The sequence below is a fragment of the Streptomyces chartreusis genome, assembly GCF_008704715.1.
GTDB classification, from domain to species: Bacteria; Actinomycetota; Actinomycetes; order Streptomycetales; family Streptomycetaceae; genus Streptomyces; species Streptomyces chartreusis.
On record NZ_CP023689.1, the window covers coordinates 3,116,094 to 3,131,622 of the forward strand.

Genomic DNA, 15,529 nt, shown 5'->3' on the forward strand with positions numbered 1-15,529 from the left:
GTGGGCCAGAAAAGCGAAAAACCCCTCGCGGGTGCGAGAGGTCTGCGCGCGGGTCGAGGACGACGGTGTCCACCCGTACCTGGTCGTACGTGGTGGTCACTGCGGACCGGCGCGCCTGCTGCCAATAATCATGGCGAACGAGAGCACGGGGGCAGTCTGGCACAGACCGCCCCCGCACTCACCGTCCGTCTCAGGATGCGAGCACTGCGTTGATCATCGCGCCCGGCGGACGAAGCCGTCGCTCGCGCCGTTGGTGTCGCCGGCGACGAGCTGGGACGAGGCGGTGCTGATTCCGATGCGCTCCGCTCCCGCGCTCACCGACTGCACCCAGACCGACGCGTCCGTCACCGGCCCGCCGGCGAGGGCCGCGCTGACCAGGCGGGTGCTGCCGGTGCGCAGGTCGCGCAGGTAGACGTTGGCCGGGCCGAGCGTGCCGTCGGGCAGGCGCGGGGTGGCCTCGTAGCCCACGTACCGGCCGTCGTCGCTGAGCACGGGACGGTCGGGCATGCTCTCGCCGTCGGGGCCGGCGTCGATCCGCCGGGTGACGTCGGTGCGCAGGTCGCGGACGTAGAGGTCGGACGCGTCCGGGCCGCCGCCGGGGAGCAGGTCCTCGTCCCAGTTCTGGAAGGCGACGGAGCGGCCGTCCCCGGAGAGGGTGGCGGGCATCGCGTAGCGCGGGGCCGGGGAGCCGTCGGCCTTGACGTTGACGCGCTCCTCGGCGCCGGTACGGCGGTCGTGCACCCAGGTGACCCCGTCGGCGCTGCGCGGGACGAGCTGGGTGTAGAGGACGTACCGGCCGTCCGCGCTCACGTCCTGGAAGAGCGCCGGGTTGGTCGGCCGGTCCGGGTTGCTGATCCGTTTCGTGGTGCCGGTGGTGCGGTCGAAGAGGTACACCGCTCCGAAGAGGTCTGCGGCGCCCTCCTCCATCCGGTCGGCCTTGGCGTTGAAGGCGATGTAGCGGGCGTTCGCCGACATGGCGGCGCCGGCCGCGTAGGCGGAACCCCCGTCGAAGGCGATGCTGATCCGCTTCGTGGTGCCGGTGCGGCGGTCGTGCAGGTAGATGTCGTCGGCTCCCGCGTCCGCGGGCGGTGTGTCCCAGTGGACCAGGTTCCTGGCGTTGGAGCGGAACAGGACGTAGCGGCCGTCGGCGCTGATGCCCTGCACGGTCGACCGCTGGTCGGCCTGGGTGCCGTCCGAGGCGACGCTGACCCGCTCGACCGCGCCCGTGCGCAGGTCGCGCACGAAGACGTCCGACACCTCGTTGGTGTCGCCGGACACCAGGTTGGACGCGTCCGCCGTGAACGCCGCGAAGCGGCCGTCGGCGCTGAACTCCGGTGCGTAGGAGTCGCCGTTGCCCTGCTCCCCCGTCGCCGAGACGGTGACCCGCTCGACGGTCGGGACGCGGGGCCCGGCGCTCGCCTGTGTGCCGGCCAGTGCCGCCGTGGTGGCGGCCAGGGCTACGGCGACGGCGAGCGCGCGGACTCGCTTGCTGCTGTGCATGTGTTCCCCCGTGGACGATTTCCCCCGGCCCTCGCCGAAGGCTCCCTACGAGGCAAACGCATCGCGCGTTACATGGTCAATCCCCCATATTGAGTACAACCAGGGCGCGGGTTCAGGAGTCCGCGAGGAGGCTGTCGTCGAGGAACTCCCTTACGTGGCGCAGAATCTGCGCCCGGTCCGTGCCCCGCAGTCCGATGGCGACATGGATCGAGAAGCCGTCGAGGAGCGCCCGCAGCCGGGCCGCGAACCGGTCCGGGTCGACCGGCCGGAACTCGCCCCTCGACACCCCTTCGGCGAGCAGCGCCACCAGGTCGCGGTGCCAGGCGCCCTCGATCGCGGCCTGGCGCGCGCGGGCGTCGTCATCGGCGTTCTGCGAGCGGTTCCAGACCTCCAGCCACAGGGTCCAGTGCGGGTCGCGGTGGCCGACGGGGACGTACAGGTCGACGTAGGCGTCGAGCCGCTCGCGGGCGGAGGCGGACCGGGTGAGGAGCCGGCCGCGCTCGGTGCCGAGCCGGCCCTCGCTCCACTCCAGGGTGCGCAGCAGCAGCTCGTCCTTGGAGTGGAAGTAGTACAGGAGATGGCCGCTGCTCATGCCGACGTGGGTGCCGAGCGCCGCCATGGTGAGCTTCTCCAGACCGCGCTCGGCGATCATCTCCATGGCGGCGGCGAGGACCTCGTCACGGGGCGGCGCCTGCCTGCGCCCACCGGCCATCTGCGGCTCCTAGATCTTCGGCTGCTGCTGTGTGATGCAGTGGATGCCTCCACCACCCGCGAAGATCGTACGGGCGTCGACGAGGGTCACCGTCCGCTCCGGGAAGAGGCGCCGGAAGATGCCGGCCGCGATCTCGTCGCGCGGGTCGTCGAAGCCGCACAGCACGACGCCGCCGTTGCAGAGGTAGTGGTTGATGTAGGAGTAGTCGGCCCAGTGGCCGTCGGCCTCCAGGACGGTCGGCGCGGGGACCTCCACGACCTCCAGGCGGCGGCCGCGCGCGTCGGTCTGCGACTTCAGCAGGCCGACGATCTCCTTGGTCACCTCGTGGTCGGGGTGGGCCGGGTCCGGCTGCACATGGGCCACGACCACGCCGGGCCGGGCGAAGGCGGCGACGATGTCGACGTGGCCGAGGGTGCCGAAGCCGTAGGGAGGGTAGTCGCCGGTGAGGCCGCGGGGCAGCCAGATCGCCTTGCGGGTGCCGAGCATGCCGTGGATCTCGGCCTCGACCTCCTCCCGCGTCCAGTGCGGGTTGCGCTCAGGGCCGAGCTGGACGGTCTCGGTGAGCAGGACCGTCCCCTCGCCGTCGACATGGATCGCCCCGCCCTCGTTCACCAGCTTCGAGGCGTACGTCCTCGTCGAGCCGGCCAGATCCGAGACGTGTGCCGCGATCTTCGCGTCGTGCTCCCAGCTGGCCCAGTCCTGGGCGCCCCAGCCGTTGAACGTCCAGTCGACGGCGGCCAGTTCACCGGCCCCGCCGGTGAGGAACGTAGGGCCGATGTCGCGCATCCAGGCGTCGTCGAGGTCCCGTTCGACGGTCTCCACACCCGGGCCGAGCAGCGTCCGGGCCTCCTCGGACTGTCCCGGGCCGCACACCACCGTCACCGGTTCGAAGCGCCGCACGGCACGGGCGACCGAGGCCCAGGCCAGGCGGGCCGCCACGAGCTCCTCGGCGTCCTCGAAGGTCACGTTCGGCCCCGGCCAGGCCATCCAGGTGCGCTCGTGCGGGGTCCACTCGGCGGGCATACGGAAGCCGTCGGAGGCAGCAGACATGGCGGGGTCCTTAGAGGAAGTAGAGGCGGTTGAGGGAGACGGACTCGGCCGGCTCGGAGTGCAGCGGCTCGCCGTCGAGGGTGACCAGGCCCGTGCGCTGGTCGACGTCGACGGCTCCGGTACGGGAGTTGCGGCGCAGATCGGCGGGCCCGATGCCGCGCGTGCCGCGTACGGCGACCCTGCGGCGCCGGGTCGGCATCGTGTCGTGCCCCTGGTCGAGGGCGGCCCGCGCCACGAAGGCGACGGAGATGTCGGCGGGCGTGGCGCCGTACGCCCCGAACTGCGGGCCCAGGACGAGGGGTTCGCAGGTGTCGGTGGCGGCGTTCGGGTCGCCGGTCACGCCGTACGCCGGGAAGCCGGACTTGAGCACCAGCTGCGGCTTGGCGCCGAAGAACTCCGGGCGCCACAGCACGATGTCCGCCAGCTTGCCGACCTCGATCGAGCCGACCTCGTGGGCGAGGCCGTGGGCGATGGCCGGGTTGATGGTCAGCTTGGCCATGTACCGCAGGACGCGTTCGTTGTCGTGCTCGTCGGGCGCGCCGAACTCGGCCTTCATCTTCCCGGCCATCGCGAAGGTGCGGCGGACGGTCTCGCCGGCCCGGCCCATGCCCTGGGCGTCGGAGGAGGTGATGCCGATCGCGCCCAGGTCGTGCAGCACGTCCTCGGCGCCCATCGTCCCGGAGCGGATGCGGTCGCGGGCCATGGCGGCGTCGCCGGGCAGGTCCGTCTTCAGGTCGTGGACGGAGACGATCATGCCGTAGTGCTCGGCGACCGCGTCCCGCCCGAAGGGCAGGGTGGGGTTGGTGGAGGAGCCGATGACGTTCGGGACTCCGGCCATCTTCAGCACGTTGGGGACGTGGCCGCCGCCGCAGCCCTCTATGTGGAAGGCGTGGATGGTGCGGCCCTGAAGGACCCGCAGGGTGTCCTCGACCGACAGGCATTCGTTCAACCCGTCGCTGTGCAGGGCGACTTGGACGTCGTGCTCCTCGGCGACGCGCAGCGCGGTGTCCAGGGCGCGGGTGTGGGCGCCCATGTCCTCGTGCACCTTGAAGCCGGACGCGCCTCCTTCGGCGAGGGCCTCGATCAGCGGAGCCTCGTGCGAGGACGAACCCCGCCCGAGGAAGCCGATGTTGACCGGCCAGGCGTCGAAGGCGTTGAACGCGTGCCTGAGCGCCCAGGGCGAGTTGACGCCGACGCCCCACACCGGCCCGAACTCCTGGCCGATGATCGTGGTCACCCCGGAGGCGAGCGACGCCTCCATGACGCGCGGCGACAGCAGATGGACATGGGTGTCGACGGCCCCGGCGGTGGCGATGAGCCCCTCGCCGGACACGATCGAGGTGCCCGTGCCGACGACGACGTCCACCCCGTCCAGGGTGTCGGGGTTCCCGGCCCGGCCGATGGAGCAGATCCGGCCCTCCCTGATGCCGATGGAGACCTTGCGGATCCCCAGCACCGCGTCGATGACCACGACGTTGCTGATGACGACGTCACAGGTGTCGCGGACGGCGGCGGCCTTGAGGTGCAGCCCGTCCCGGGCGGTCTTGCCGAACCCGGCGAGGAACTCCTCGCCGTAGCGCTGCGAGTCGGACTCGACCCGGATCGTCAGCCCGGAGTCGCCGAGCCGGACACGGTCGCCGGCGCGGGGGCCGTGCGCGGCCGCGTACTCGTGCGGGGTGAGGCGGCGCGCCTCGGCGGGGTGGCCTCCCGGACGGCTCATCGCCGGCCCTCCTGATCAGCTGTTTCCGATACGCCGAGGTAGCCGCAGGCGGCGGCGCGGCGCAGTGCCTCCGCGCGGGCGCCGGGGGCGTCCAGCGGTCCGTCGACGAGGCCCGCGAACCCGATGGCGACGCGTTCGCCGCCGATCGGGACGAGGCCGACCTCGACGCTCTCCCCCGGTCCGAAGCGCACGGAGGACCCGGCGGGCACGGCGAGCCGCATGCCGTAGGCCCGCTCGCGCGGGAAGTCCAGGCGCGGGTTGGCCTCGAAGAAGTGGAAGTGGGAGGTGACGGAGACGGGCACGGTCGCGGTGTTGGTGACCGTCAGCCGTACGGCCGCCTCGGGTTCGGCGTGCTGCGGGCCCGGCAGCAGTGCGCCGGGGGCCTCAAGCCCGAGTCCGCCGCCGAGGGGGTCGGACACGACCGCGAGCCGTGAGCCGTCGTCGAAGACCGCCTCCACGTGCACCTCGGTGACGACGTCCGCGACGCCCGGCAGCACGTCGTCCGGCCCGAGCACACTGCGGGCGCGCTCGATCGCCTCGGCGAGCCGCGCACCGTCCCGGGCGGCCTCGCACACGGTGTCCGCGATGAGCGCGGTCGCCTCCGGGACGTTCAGCCGCAGCCCTCGGGCCCTGCGTGCCCGGGCCAGTTCGGCGGCTCCGAAGAGCAGCAGCCGGTCACGTTCCGTGGGGGTCAGTCTCACGACGCGGCACCTCCTTGCCAGACTCGAAGTTAGAGCATCACTCTAAACATGAAGTTCCATGGATCGAAAGGTTGACAGCAAACCTCGGGCACTTCAGATTGAACGTCACTCAAACCGAGGAGCCACCCATGCCGATGGAACAGCGCGGAGTCGACACCATCCCCGAGGAGGAACGCACCAGCGGCCCCCGGGACCTCGTCTCGATCCTGCTCGGGTCGAACCTCTGCCTCGGGGTGATCGTCTTCGGCTGGCTGCCCCCGTCCTTCGGCCTGGGCTGGTGGGCGTCGGTGAGCTCGATCGTGGTCGGCACGCTGGTCGGCACGGCCCTCACCGCCCCGCTCGCCCTGATCTCCCTGCGCACGGCGACGAACCTGTCCACCTCCTCCGGCGCCCAGTTCGGCGTGCGCGGCCGGCTGGTCGGCTCGGTGGTCGGCCTGCTGCTCGCCCTCGGCTACACGGCCCTGACCGTGTGGATCGGCGGCGATGTGATGGTGGGCGCGCTCGGCCGGCTGGTCGGGCTGCCGGCGAACGGGGTGTCGTACGGCGTGGTCTACGGGCTGCTGGCCGCGGCGACCGTCGCGGGCGCGGTGTACGGCTACCGGGTGCTGCTCGCCATGTCCCGCGTCCTCGCGGTCGGCATGACGGCCCTGCTGGCCCTCGGCGTGATCGCCTACGCCCCGCACTTCACGACCGACGCGCTGCCCGAGGCCGGCGGCTATCTGCTGGGCGGGTTCTGGCCGACATGGCTGCTGGCGACGGTCGCGGCGGGGCTGTCGGGCCCCATCGCCTTCATCACCCTGCTCGGCGACTACACCCGCTACATCTCCCCGGCCCGCCACACATCGCGCCGGGTGCTGCACGCGACCTGGCTGGGCCTGCTCCTGGGGCTGCTGGTCCCGCAGCTGTTCGGCACCTTCACGGCGTACGCGGCACGGGCCGCCCTCGACTACGCGGGCCCCCTGGTCGACGCCTCCCCCGCCTGGTACCTGGTGCCGCTGCTGCTCGCCGCGTCGGCCGGCTCGGTCGGCAACGCGGGCCTGATGCTCTACTCCATGGGCCTCGACCTCGACGCCATCCTGCCGCGCGCCTCCCGCGCCCGCGCCACCTACACGGTCGCGGTCGTCGCCACGATCTGTGTCTTCGTCGGCCACTACGCCTCGACCGCGCAGGACGCGATGACGTCCTTCGTGCTGCTGCTGACGGCCGTCGGCACCCCGTGGGCGGTCATCACCCTGATCGGCTTCGTCCGCTGCCGGGGCGTGTACGACGCGGACGCCCTCCAGGTCTTCAACCGCCGCGCACGGGGCGGGATCTACTGGTACCGCTCCGGCTGGAACATCCCGGCGACCGTCTCCTGGGCCCTGGGCGCGGCGGTCGGCCTGCTGGCCGTGTCCCTGCCGTCGTACGAGGGTCCGCTGCTGTCCCTGACGGGCGGGGTGGACTGCAGCTTCCTGCTGTCGGGGCTGGTGGGGGGTGTGGCGTACCTGCTGCTGACGCTCGGCGAGTCCTCTCCGGCACGGGAAAGGGCCGCCACGGACACGGAGTCGGTGGCGGCCCTGACGGTCACGGCCGAGAACTAGCCCAGCTTGTGCATCCACCCGTGCTGGTCCGCGGCAGTGCCCCGCTGGATGTCGAGGAGGGCCTGGCGGAGCTTGAGCGTGACCTCGCCGGGCTCGCCGTCGCCCTGCCGCCACTGGGCGCCCGTGCGCTTGACGAGGCCGACCGGGGTGATGACGGCCGCCGTGCCGCAGGCGAAGACCTCGGTCAGGGTGCCGTTCTCGGAGTCGCGCTGCCACTGGTCGACGGAGACCCGGCCCTCCTCCGCCTCGTAGCCGAGGTCACGGGCGACCTGGAGCAGGGAGTCACGAGTGACGCCCTCCAGGATGGAGCCGGTGAGGGAGGGCGTGACGATCTTGTCGCCGTACACGAAGTACAGGTTCATGCCGCCGAGCTCCTCGACCCACTTGCGCTCCACCGCGTCGAGGTAGCAGACCTGGGCGCAGCCCTCGGCGGCGGCCTCGGCCTGGGCCAGCAGGGACGCGGCGTAGTTGCCACCGGTCTTGGCGTCGCCCATGCCACCCGGCACGGCCCGGACGTGGTCCTCGGAGACCCAGATGGACACGGGCTTCACGCCGCCCGGGAAGTAGGCGCCGGCCGGTGAGGCGATGACGATGAACAGGTACTCACTGGCCGGCTTCACGCCCAGGCCGACCTCGGTGGCGAACATGAAGGGGCGCAGGTAGAGGGACTCCTCACCGCCGTGCGCCGGCACCCAGTCCGCGTCCTGTGCGACCAGCGCGTCGCACGCCTCGATGAACGTCTCGACGGGCAGCTCCGGCATGCCGAGCCGGCGGGCCGAGGACTGGAAGCGCCGGGCGTTCTTCTCCGGACGGAAGGAGGCGACGGTCCCGTCGGGCTGGCGGTAGGCCTTCAGACCCTCGAAGATCTCCTGCGCGTAGTGCAGCACCATGGTGGCCGGGTCGAGGGAGAGCGGCGCGTACGGCACGAGCTCGCCGTCGTGCCAGCCTCGGCCCTCGGTCCACTTGATCGTCACCATGTGGTCGGTGAAGTGGCGGCCGAACCCCGGGTTGGCCAGTATCGCCTCGCGCTCTGCGGCGGCGAGCGGGCTGGCGGAGGGCTTGAGCTCGATCGTGGGCGTCGTCATGAGTAGGTGTCCTTCACCGGTTAGGTTGTGGCGGGCCGCGCTCACGCCAGTACTGCCAGTGGCCAGTGCTAGGACGTCCGAGCATTCCCTCATTCCGCGGCTCCGCGTTCGATTATCGCAAGCGGCAGCCGTGGAAGAAATCGGCCTGTTCGGCGTGATCGGCGAGAAATCGCGACCCGGGGTCGATGGTGCCACCCGGCGGCGGACATGTGGAAGCCGCCGGGGGTGATGTGACCCGGCGGCTTCGAAAGGGTTCGAGTGGGCGCGGGGTCAGCCGGCTACTCGTACGGCCAGCGCGTCGCCGATCTCCGACGTGCTGCGGGCGGGCTTGCCGGTGCGCTCCGCGAGGTCGGCCGAGACGGCGTCCTCGATGCGGGTGGCCTCGGCGTCGTGGCCGAGGTGGCGCAGGAGCAGGGCGACGGACAGGACCGTGGCCGTCGGGTCGGCCTTGCCCTGGCCCGCGATGTCCGGGGCCGAGCCGTGGACCGGCTCGAACATGGACGGGAAGTCGCCGCTCGGGTTGATGTTCCCGCTCGCGGCGACCCCGATGCCGCCGGAGACGGCCGCGGCGAGGTCGGTGATGATGTCGCCGAAGAGGTTGTCGGTGACGATGACGTCGAAGCGCTCGGGCTGGGTGACCAGGTAGATGGTCGCGGCGTCGACGTGCATGTACTCGGTGGTGACGTCGGGGAACTCCTCGGCCACCTTGTTGAAGACGTTCGTCCACAGGTGACCGGCGAAGGCCAGCACGTTGTTCTTGTGGATCAGCGCCAGCTTCTTGCGCGGGCGGGCCTGGGCGCGGGCGAAGGCGTCCCGGACGACGCGCTCGACACCGTAGGCCGTGTTCACGGAGACCTCGGTGGCGACCTCGTGCTCGGTGCCCTTGCGGATGGTGCCGCCGTTGCCGGTGTACGGGCCCTCGGTGCCCTCGCGGACCACGACGAAGTCGATCTCGGGCTGGCCGGCGAGCGGGGTGGCGACACCCGGCAGGAGCTTCGACGGACGCAGGTTGACGTGGTGGTCGAAGAGGAAGCGGAGCTTGAGCAGGAAGCCGCGCTCCAGGACACCGGAGGGGACCGACGGGTCTCCGATGGCGCCCAGCAGGATGGCGTCGTGCTGCTTCAGCGCCTCGGCATCGGCGTCGGTGAGGGTCTCACCGGTGGCGTGGTAGCGCCGGGCGCCGAAGTCGTACTCCTTGGTCTCCAGCTTCACATCCTGCGGAAGGACGGCGGAGAGGACCTTCAGACCTTCGGTCACGACCTCCTGGCCGATGCCGTCACCGGGAATCACTGCGAGATTGAGGCTGCGAGACATGTCGGCACCCTACTCCTCGTCCCATGGGATGACATGCGGTGTCCGCCATGCGGACAGCCGGACGGGCGAAGGTTCCTGCGCTTCGACCGCCGTTCACCCGTATGTAGGACGGGCGTTGGCCTTCGCTGGGAACTTTCCCATCATGGACCTTCCCGACTTCGGCATCCCCCCGCAGCTGGCCCGCCGCATGAGCATGGCGGAGCAGCACGAGTACCTGCGCGCCAAGCTGACCCGGCGCCGCACGCTGGTGACCGCGGGCGCGGTCGCGGGCGGACTGCTGACGGGCTGCTCGGGGTCGGAGCCGGGTTCGGGCACTGCGGGCACACGCCCCTCCCCCTCCCCCTCCGTCTCCGCCAAGGTGCCGGGCTCCGCCGTCACGCCCTTCGGCCGCCATCTCGCCTTCGGCGCCGACCCGAAGTCGCAGATGCGGATCTCCTGGCAGGTGCCGGCCGCGGTGAAGAAGCCCTTCATCCGGATCGGTCTGCGCCCCGAAGACCTCAGCCGCAGGATCGACGCCGAGATCCGCGACCTGTACACCCCCGAACTGCAGGGCATCCGTGCGGCGCTGGAGCAGTACTACGTCCACGCGGCACTGGACTCCCTGCGTCCCGGCACGACGTACTACTACGGCGTGGGCCATGACGGCTTCGACCCGGCGGCACCGAGGAACCGCGCGACGATCGCCTCGTTCCGCACGGCTCCCGCGAGCCCGGAGACCTTCACCTTCACGGCCTTCGGCGACCAGGGCGTCAGCGAGGCGGCCGCCACCAACGACAAGCTCCTGCTGGGCCAGAACCCCGCCTTCCACCTCCACGCCGGCGACATCTGCTACGCCAACGTCAAGGGGCTGGGCGAGGAGTCGGACGCCTACGACCCCGGTTTCTGGGACGGTTACCTCAAGCAGACCGAGTCGGTGGCCAGGACGGTGCCGTGGATGGTGACGACGGGCAACCACGACATGGAGGCCTGGTACTCGCCGGACGGCTACGGCGGACAGCTGGCCCGCTGGTCCCTGCCGGACAGCGGCTTCGACGCCCGTAAGGCCCCGGGCGTGTACTCCTTCACCTACGGCAACGTCGCCTTCGTGGCGCTGGACGCGAACGACGTGTCGTACGAGATCCCAGCCAACCAGGGGCACACGGGCGGCCGTCAGACCAAGTGGCTGGACGAGCGGCTCGGTGAACTGCGGGCGGCGAAGGGCGTCGACTTCATCGTCGTCTTCTTCCACCACTGCGCCTACTCGACGTCCTCGCACGCGTCCGACGGGGGCGTGCGGGCCGAGTGGGTACCGCTGTTCGCCCGGCACCAGGTGGACCTGGTGATCAACGGGCACAACCACGTCTACGAGCGGACCGACGCCATCAAGAACGGGGAGGTGGGCGCGCAGGTGCCCATCGACGCCTCGACCGACCCGACGCGCGACGGCATCGTGTACGTCACCGCGGGCGGCGGCGGCAAAGAGCTGTACGGCTTCCCCCCGGGCGTCGAGGAGAGCTACGAGGGGCACGTGAACGACCGGGAGTCGGTCGACACCTTCAGGTGGACCAAGTCACGGAACACCAAGGCGGAGAGCGTGCAGTGGTCGCGGGTGCGCTACCGCGGCTTCTCGTTCCTCAGCGTGGAGGCGGAGGCCGGCCCGAAGCCGCGGCTGAAGGTGTCGGCGCTGGCCCAGACCGGGGAGCGCATCGACCGGTTCGAGGTGCGGCGCGGGGCATGAGCCCGCGCGCCGCACCCCGATCGGGTGCGGCTCCCGGCATTTCGGGTGGGCGGCCGGCGCCCCGAAGGGGCGCGGGGAACTGCGCGACCTGCCACAAGGGCGCTGCAGACGAACGATCGCCTGTCCCCCGGCGCCCCCAGCGGAGCGTTCAGGCGGCCTGGTGGCCGGTGCTGCCGCCGTTGTCCCTGCGGTCGAGGGCGCGCTGGAGGGCGGCGGCCGCGTTCTTGCGGTCGGACTCGTTCGTACGGGAGATGTGACGGACTCGACGGCGGGCGGTCGTCTCGGCCATGGGAAATCGACTCCTTCGACAATCGGGGAGTGCACAGAGGGGTTTCGAGACGCCGGGTGGGGCGGGGAGCGGGCCGCAGGGGTTGCCTGCACGGGGCCCGGCTCACGACCGCCATTCGCTTGATCGAGCGAGACGTTCGGCTCCTACAAAGCTAAGGGAGGAGGGCGCGTCTGTCTCCACAATTACTCGGACTTCCTACTATCTGAGACGGCGCAGTGGGTCACACGCCGCTGACCTGCACTTTCTACCGACGGCCCGTCACAGCACATCCCCGTCCCGCCAGTCGAAGACCAGCTCGAATGCGGGATCCAGCGGCCCGGCGAGTGCGGTCCGCACAAAGGTGCCGCCCTCCTCGTCCGGGAGATGGACGACGCCGTCGAGCCCGAGCCCGCAGACCCGCCCGCTCCACACCTGCCAGCCCCGGGCGGCGTACAGCGCGGCCCCCTCGTCGCTCGCGGAGAGCATCCCCGCGTCGTAGGCCCGGTCGACCACCCGCTCCAGCTCGGCCATCACCCGGCCGCCGAGCCCGGTGCGGCGCGCGTCCGGCCGTACGGCGACCGCCTCGACGTAGCCGACCCGCAGCCATCTGTCCCGGTGCCGCACCCGCCGCATGACCACGGACCCGTGAGCGACGAGCAGCCCGGCGTCGTCGTGCACCAGGGCGTGCATGCCGCCGAGGCCGTGCTCGAAGTCCTCGTCGGAGAAGTCGCCGTCGAAGGCGTCGTTCAACAGGGCGCGGATCGCATGCAGTTCGGCCGGGGTGAGGTCGGCGGTGTGTGCGGTGCGGGGCGCTGCGGCGGATACGGGTGCGGTCATCCGACCAGTATCCGCGCGGCCGGCGATCGCCCACTCGGCTGATCCTCCGCGCCGCACGGGACAGACGGTCACGGCGAGGGGAACGGTGAGGTCATGAACGACACGGCGAAAGTGTTCCTGGAGGGCGGCCCGGACGACCTGCCCGACCGGATCGTCCCCGCCCCGTCCCCGGGACCGGACGTGAAGATCGAGCTCCGCAACGGCTACGAACACTTCAGACCGACCGCGCGCCGGGCGGACACGTCCGAGGGCAGCCTCACCGTGTACGAGTGGTGGGAGCGGACGGAGATGCCCGGCTAGTGCTCCGTCCGGTGCGCCGGAGCACAGCGAAGGGGCCGGGCGAGACGCCCGGCCCCTCTTGCATGCCGCCCTGCCGTCAGCCCATGTGCGGGTACGCGTAGTCGGTCGGCGCGACCAGCGTCTCCTTGATGGCGCGGGTCAGCGTCCAGCGCATCAGGTTCTGCGGGGCGCCGGCCTTGTCGTTGGTGCCGGAGGCACGGCCGCCGCCGAAGGGCTGCTGGCCGACGACGGCGCCGGTCGACTTGTCGTTGATGTAGAAGTTGCCGGCCGCGTAGCGCAGCTTGTCCATGGTGTGCGCCGTGGCGGCGCGGTCGGCGGAGATGACCGAGCCGGTCAGCGCGTAGGCGGACACCGACTCCATCTGGTCCAGCATCTCGTCGTACTTGTCGTCCTCATAGACGTGCACGGCGAGGACCGGGCCGAAGTACTCGGTCGTGAAGACCTCGTTCTCCGGGTCGCTGCACTCGATGACGGTCGGGCGGACGAAGTAGCCGACCGAGTCGTCGTAGGAGCCGCCCGCGACGATCGTGCAGGTGTCGTCCTGCTTGGCGCGGTCGATGGCGGCCTTGTTCTTGGCGAAGGCACGCTCGTCGATGACGGCGCCGATGAAGTTGGACAGGTCGGTGACGTCACCCATGGTGATGTAGTCGACCTCGGCCGCGAACTCCTCCTTGAAGCCGGAGTTCCAGATCGACGCCGGGATGTACGCCCGGGAGGTCGCCGAGCACTTCTGGCCCTGGTACTCGAAGGCACCGCGGGTCAGGGCCGTCTTCAGGACCGCCTTGTCGGCGCTCGGGTGGGCGACGACGAAGTCCTTGCCGCCGGTCTCGCCGACGATGCGCGGGTAGGAGCGGTACTTCTCGATGTTGTTGCCGACCGTCTTCCACAGGTACTGGAAGGTCTTGGTCGAGCCGGTGAAGTGGATGCCGGCGAGGTCGCGGTGCTCCAGGGCGACCTTGGAGACCTCGATGCCGTCGCCGGTGACGAGGTTGATGACGCCCTTGGGCAGCCCGGCCTCCTCGAGGAGCTGCATCAGCAGCACGGCGGCGTGGGTCTGCGTCGGGGACGGCTTCCAGACGACGACGTTGCCCATGAGGGCCGGGGCGGTCGGCAGGTTGCCCGCGATGGCCGTGAAGTTGAACGGCGTGATCGCGTAGACGAAGCCCTCGAGCGGGCGGTGGTCGAGGCGGTTCCAGACGCCCGGGGAGTTCGCCGGGGGCTGCTCGGCGAGCAGGTCACGGGCGTACTTGACGTTGAAGCGCCAGAAGTCGACGAGCTCGCAGGGGGTGTCGATCTCGGCCTGCTGGGCGGTCTTGGACTGGCCCAGCATGGTGGAGGCGGCCAGCGTCTCGCGCCAGGGGCCGGCGAGCAGCTCGGCGGCGCGCAGGATGATCGCGGCGCGGTCGTCGAACGACATCGCGCGCCAGGCCGGCGCGGCGGCCAGGGCCGCGTCGATGGCGTCCTGGGCGTCCTGCTGGGTGGCGTTGCCGTAGGTGCCGATGCGGGCCTTGTGGTTGTGCGGCTGCACGACGTCGACGCGCTCGCCGGCGCCGAACCGCTTCTCGCCGCCGATGGTCATCGGCAGGTCGATCGGGTTCTCGGCCAGCTCCTTGAGCTTGGCCTCCAGCCGGGCGCGCTCGGGCGAGCCGGGGGCGTAGCCGTGCACCGGCTCGTTGACGGGGGTGGGGACCTGGGTCACAGCGTCCATGAGATCCGTAACTCCTTGAACTTGAGCGGGTGTTCGGGCTCAGCCCTTGCTGATCATGCTGCGGGCGAAGAAGCGCAGGTTGGCCGGCTTCTCTGCCAGGCGGCGCATGAAGTAGCCGTACCAGTCGGTGCCGTAGGCCGTGTAGACGCGCATGCGGTGGCCCTCGGCGGCGAGGCGCAGGTGCTCGTCGCTGCGGATGCCGTACAGCATCTGGAACTCGTACTCGTCGAGCTTGCGTCCGGCGGTGCGCGCGAGTTCCTGGGCGATGGAGATCAGGCGGGGGTCGTGGGAGCCGATCATCGGGTACCCGGCGCCCTCCATCAGAATCTTCAGGATCCGGACGTACGCCTTGTCGATCTCGTGTTTCTGCTGGTAGGCGACCTCGGCGGGCTCCTTGTAGGCGCCCTTGACGAGGCGCACCCGGCTGCCGCTCTCCGCGAGGCGGCGGGCGTCGGCCTCGGTGCGGAAGAGGTAGGCCTGGATGACGCAGCCGGTCTGCGGAAAGTCCTTCCGCAGCTCCTCGTGGATGGCGAACATCGAGTCGAGGGTGGTGTGGTCCTCGGCGTCGAGCGTGACGGTGGTGCCGATCGCGGCGGCGGCCTCGACGACCGGGCGGACATTGGCGAGGGCCAGCTCGTGGCCGCCCTCCAGCGCCTGTCCGAACATCGACAGCTTCACGGACATCTCGGCCCTGGTGCCCAGCTCCAGTTCCTCCAGGCGGTCGACCAGCGCCAGATAGGCGTCCCGGGCGGCGGCGGCCTGCTCCGGGCGGGTGATGTCCTCGCCGACGACGTCCATCGTCAGCTCCAGACCCCGGTCGCTGAGGTCCTGGATGATCGGCACGATCTCGTCGACCGTCTCGCCCGGGATGAAGCGGTCGACGACCTGCTTGGTCACCGGGGCCGCCGAGATCAGGCGTCGCATCCGGTCGCTGCGCGACGCGGCAAGAATCACGGGACCCAGCACGGGGCACCTCCACAGACAGGAGAAAAGCTGCCGAATCCCAACCAGTCGGGTACGGCACGGAGAACCACCGT

General features: G+C 70.9%; 14 protein-coding genes. 3 read left to right on the forward strand and 11 right to left on the reverse strand.

The features are described 5' to 3' along the window. Window positions 1-213: 213 nt before the first annotated feature. The 5 genes from CP983_RS12995 to ureA all read right to left on the reverse strand — a co-directional run bounded on the left by CP983_RS12995 (window position 214) and on the right by ureA (window position 5,683). Window positions 214-1,500 carry a TolB family protein gene (locus tag CP983_RS12995; protein WP_150499689.1) on the reverse strand — a complete coding sequence of 429 codons (1,287 nt, stop codon included), beginning with the start codon at window positions 1,498-1,500 and terminating at the stop codon, window positions 214-216. 112 nt (window positions 1,501-1,612) lie between these two features. Continuing rightward, window positions 1,613-2,212, reverse strand: a complete 600-nt coding sequence (locus CP983_RS13000; protein WP_107902489.1) for a TetR/AcrR family transcriptional regulator — start codon at window positions 2,210-2,212, stop codon at window positions 1,613-1,615. Between the two features lie 9 nt (window positions 2,213-2,221). Further along, on the reverse strand, window positions 2,222-3,262 hold the full coding sequence (locus tag CP983_RS13005) for an agmatine deiminase family protein (RefSeq protein ID WP_125527918.1): 1,041 nt from the start codon (window positions 3,260-3,262) through the stop codon (window positions 2,222-2,224). Window positions 3,263-3,272: 10 nt separating this feature from the next. Beyond that, on the reverse strand, window positions 3,273-4,982 hold the full coding sequence (locus CP983_RS13010) for an urease subunit alpha (RefSeq protein WP_107902491.1): 1,710 nt from the start codon (window positions 4,980-4,982) through the stop codon (window positions 3,273-3,275). Then, window positions 4,979-5,683 carry an urease subunit gamma gene (ureA, locus tag CP983_RS13015; RefSeq protein WP_125527920.1) on the reverse strand — a complete coding sequence of 235 codons (705 nt, stop codon included), beginning with the start codon at window positions 5,681-5,683 and terminating at the stop codon, window positions 4,979-4,981. The genes CP983_RS13010 and ureA overlap by 4 nt, the downstream gene beginning before the upstream one ends. Before the next feature lie 128 nt (window positions 5,684-5,811). Between ureA and CP983_RS13020 the strand changes: the two genes are divergently transcribed. Next, window positions 5,812-7,263 (forward strand): cytosine permease, encoded by a 1,452-nt coding sequence (locus CP983_RS13020; RefSeq protein WP_150499690.1) that lies wholly within the window; start codon window positions 5,812-5,814, stop codon window positions 7,261-7,263. Here the strand turns inward: CP983_RS13020 and CP983_RS13025 are convergent. Further along, window positions 7,260-8,348, reverse strand: coding sequence for a branched-chain amino acid aminotransferase (locus CP983_RS13025; protein ID WP_107902497.1), 1,089 nt, complete (start codon window positions 8,346-8,348; stop codon window positions 7,260-7,262). The genes CP983_RS13020 and CP983_RS13025 overlap by 4 nt on opposite strands. Window positions 8,349-8,618: 270 nt before the next feature. Then, a complete protein-coding gene (locus CP983_RS13030) occupies window positions 8,619-9,662 on the reverse strand; it encodes a 3-isopropylmalate dehydrogenase (protein WP_107902499.1) in 1,044 nt (347 codons plus the stop codon). Between the two features lie 142 nt (window positions 9,663-9,804). On the opposite strand from CP983_RS13030, the gene CP983_RS13035 reads away from it, so the two are divergent. Then, window positions 9,805-11,379 (forward strand): purple acid phosphatase family protein, encoded by a 1,575-nt coding sequence (locus CP983_RS13035; protein ID WP_150499691.1) that lies wholly within the window; start codon window positions 9,805-9,807, stop codon window positions 11,377-11,379. A 148-nt stretch (window positions 11,380-11,527) separates the two neighbouring features. Here CP983_RS13035 and CP983_RS13040 read toward each other — a convergent pair whose 3' ends face one another. Both CP983_RS13040 and CP983_RS13045 read right to left on the reverse strand, forming a co-directional pair. After that, on the reverse strand, window positions 11,528-11,668 hold the full coding sequence (locus CP983_RS13040; protein WP_107902504.1) for a hypothetical protein: 141 nt from the start codon (window positions 11,666-11,668) through the stop codon (window positions 11,528-11,530). Between the two features lie 258 nt (window positions 11,669-11,926). Continuing rightward, window positions 11,927-12,484, reverse strand: a complete 558-nt coding sequence (locus CP983_RS13045; RefSeq protein WP_150499692.1) for a GNAT family N-acetyltransferase — start codon at window positions 12,482-12,484, stop codon at window positions 11,927-11,929. A 93-nt stretch (window positions 12,485-12,577) separates the two neighbouring features. Here CP983_RS13045 and CP983_RS13050 point away from each other — a divergent pair, with 93 nt between their 5' ends. Then, window positions 12,578-12,784 carry a DUF5988 family protein gene (locus CP983_RS13050; protein ID WP_030950362.1) on the forward strand — a complete coding sequence of 69 codons (207 nt, stop codon included), beginning with the start codon at window positions 12,578-12,580 and terminating at the stop codon, window positions 12,782-12,784. A gap of 76 nt (window positions 12,785-12,860) precedes the next feature. Here the strand turns inward: CP983_RS13050 and pruA are convergent, their stop codons facing one another. Next, entirely contained in the window at window positions 12,861-14,492 is a 1,632-nt protein-coding gene (gene pruA / locus CP983_RS13055) for an L-glutamate gamma-semialdehyde dehydrogenase (protein WP_107902508.1), read from the reverse strand. 39 nt (window positions 14,493-14,531) lie between these two features. Further along, entirely contained in the window at window positions 14,532-15,458 is a 927-nt protein-coding gene (locus CP983_RS13060) for a proline dehydrogenase family protein (protein ID WP_150499693.1), read from the reverse strand. Between the last annotated feature and the right edge of the window lie 71 nt (window positions 15,459-15,529).

Bases quoted from the DNA above. Each gene is read 5' to 3' on its own strand.
- CP983_RS12995 (WP_150499689.1), bottom strand. From the start codon at position 1,500: ATGCACAGCAGCAAGCGAGTCCGCGCGCTCGCCGTCGCCGTAGCCCTG.
- CP983_RS13000 (WP_107902489.1), bottom strand. From the start codon at position 2,212: ATGGCCGGTGGGCGCAGGCAGGCGCCGCCCCGTGACGAGGTCCTCGCC.
- CP983_RS13005 (WP_125527918.1), bottom strand. From the start codon at position 3,262: ATGTCTGCTGCCTCCGACGGCTTCCGTATGCCCGCCGAGTGGACCCCG.
- CP983_RS13010 (WP_107902491.1), bottom strand. From the start codon at position 4,982: ATGAGCCGTCCGGGAGGCCACCCCGCCGAGGCGCGCCGCCTCACCCCG.
- CP983_RS13020 (WP_150499690.1), top strand. From the start codon at position 5,812: ATGCCGATGGAACAGCGCGGAGTCGACACCATCCCCGAGGAGGAACGC.
- CP983_RS13025 (WP_107902497.1), bottom strand. From the start codon at position 8,348: ATGACGACGCCCACGATCGAGCTCAAGCCCTCCGCCAGCCCGCTCGCC.
- CP983_RS13030 (WP_107902499.1), bottom strand. From the start codon at position 9,662: ATGTCTCGCAGCCTCAATCTCGCAGTGATTCCCGGTGACGGCATCGGC.
- CP983_RS13035 (WP_150499691.1), top strand. From the start codon at position 9,805: ATGGACCTTCCCGACTTCGGCATCCCCCCGCAGCTGGCCCGCCGCATG.
- CP983_RS13040 (WP_107902504.1), bottom strand. From the start codon at position 11,668: ATGGCCGAGACGACCGCCCGCCGTCGAGTCCGTCACATCTCCCGTACG.
- CP983_RS13045 (WP_150499692.1), bottom strand. From the start codon at position 12,484: ATGACCGCACCCGTATCCGCCGCAGCGCCCCGCACCGCACACACCGCC.
- CP983_RS13050 (WP_030950362.1), top strand. From the start codon at position 12,578: ATGAACGACACGGCGAAAGTGTTCCTGGAGGGCGGCCCGGACGACCTG.
- pruA (WP_107902508.1), bottom strand. From the start codon at position 14,492: ATGGACGCTGTGACCCAGGTCCCCACCCCCGTCAACGAGCCGGTGCAC.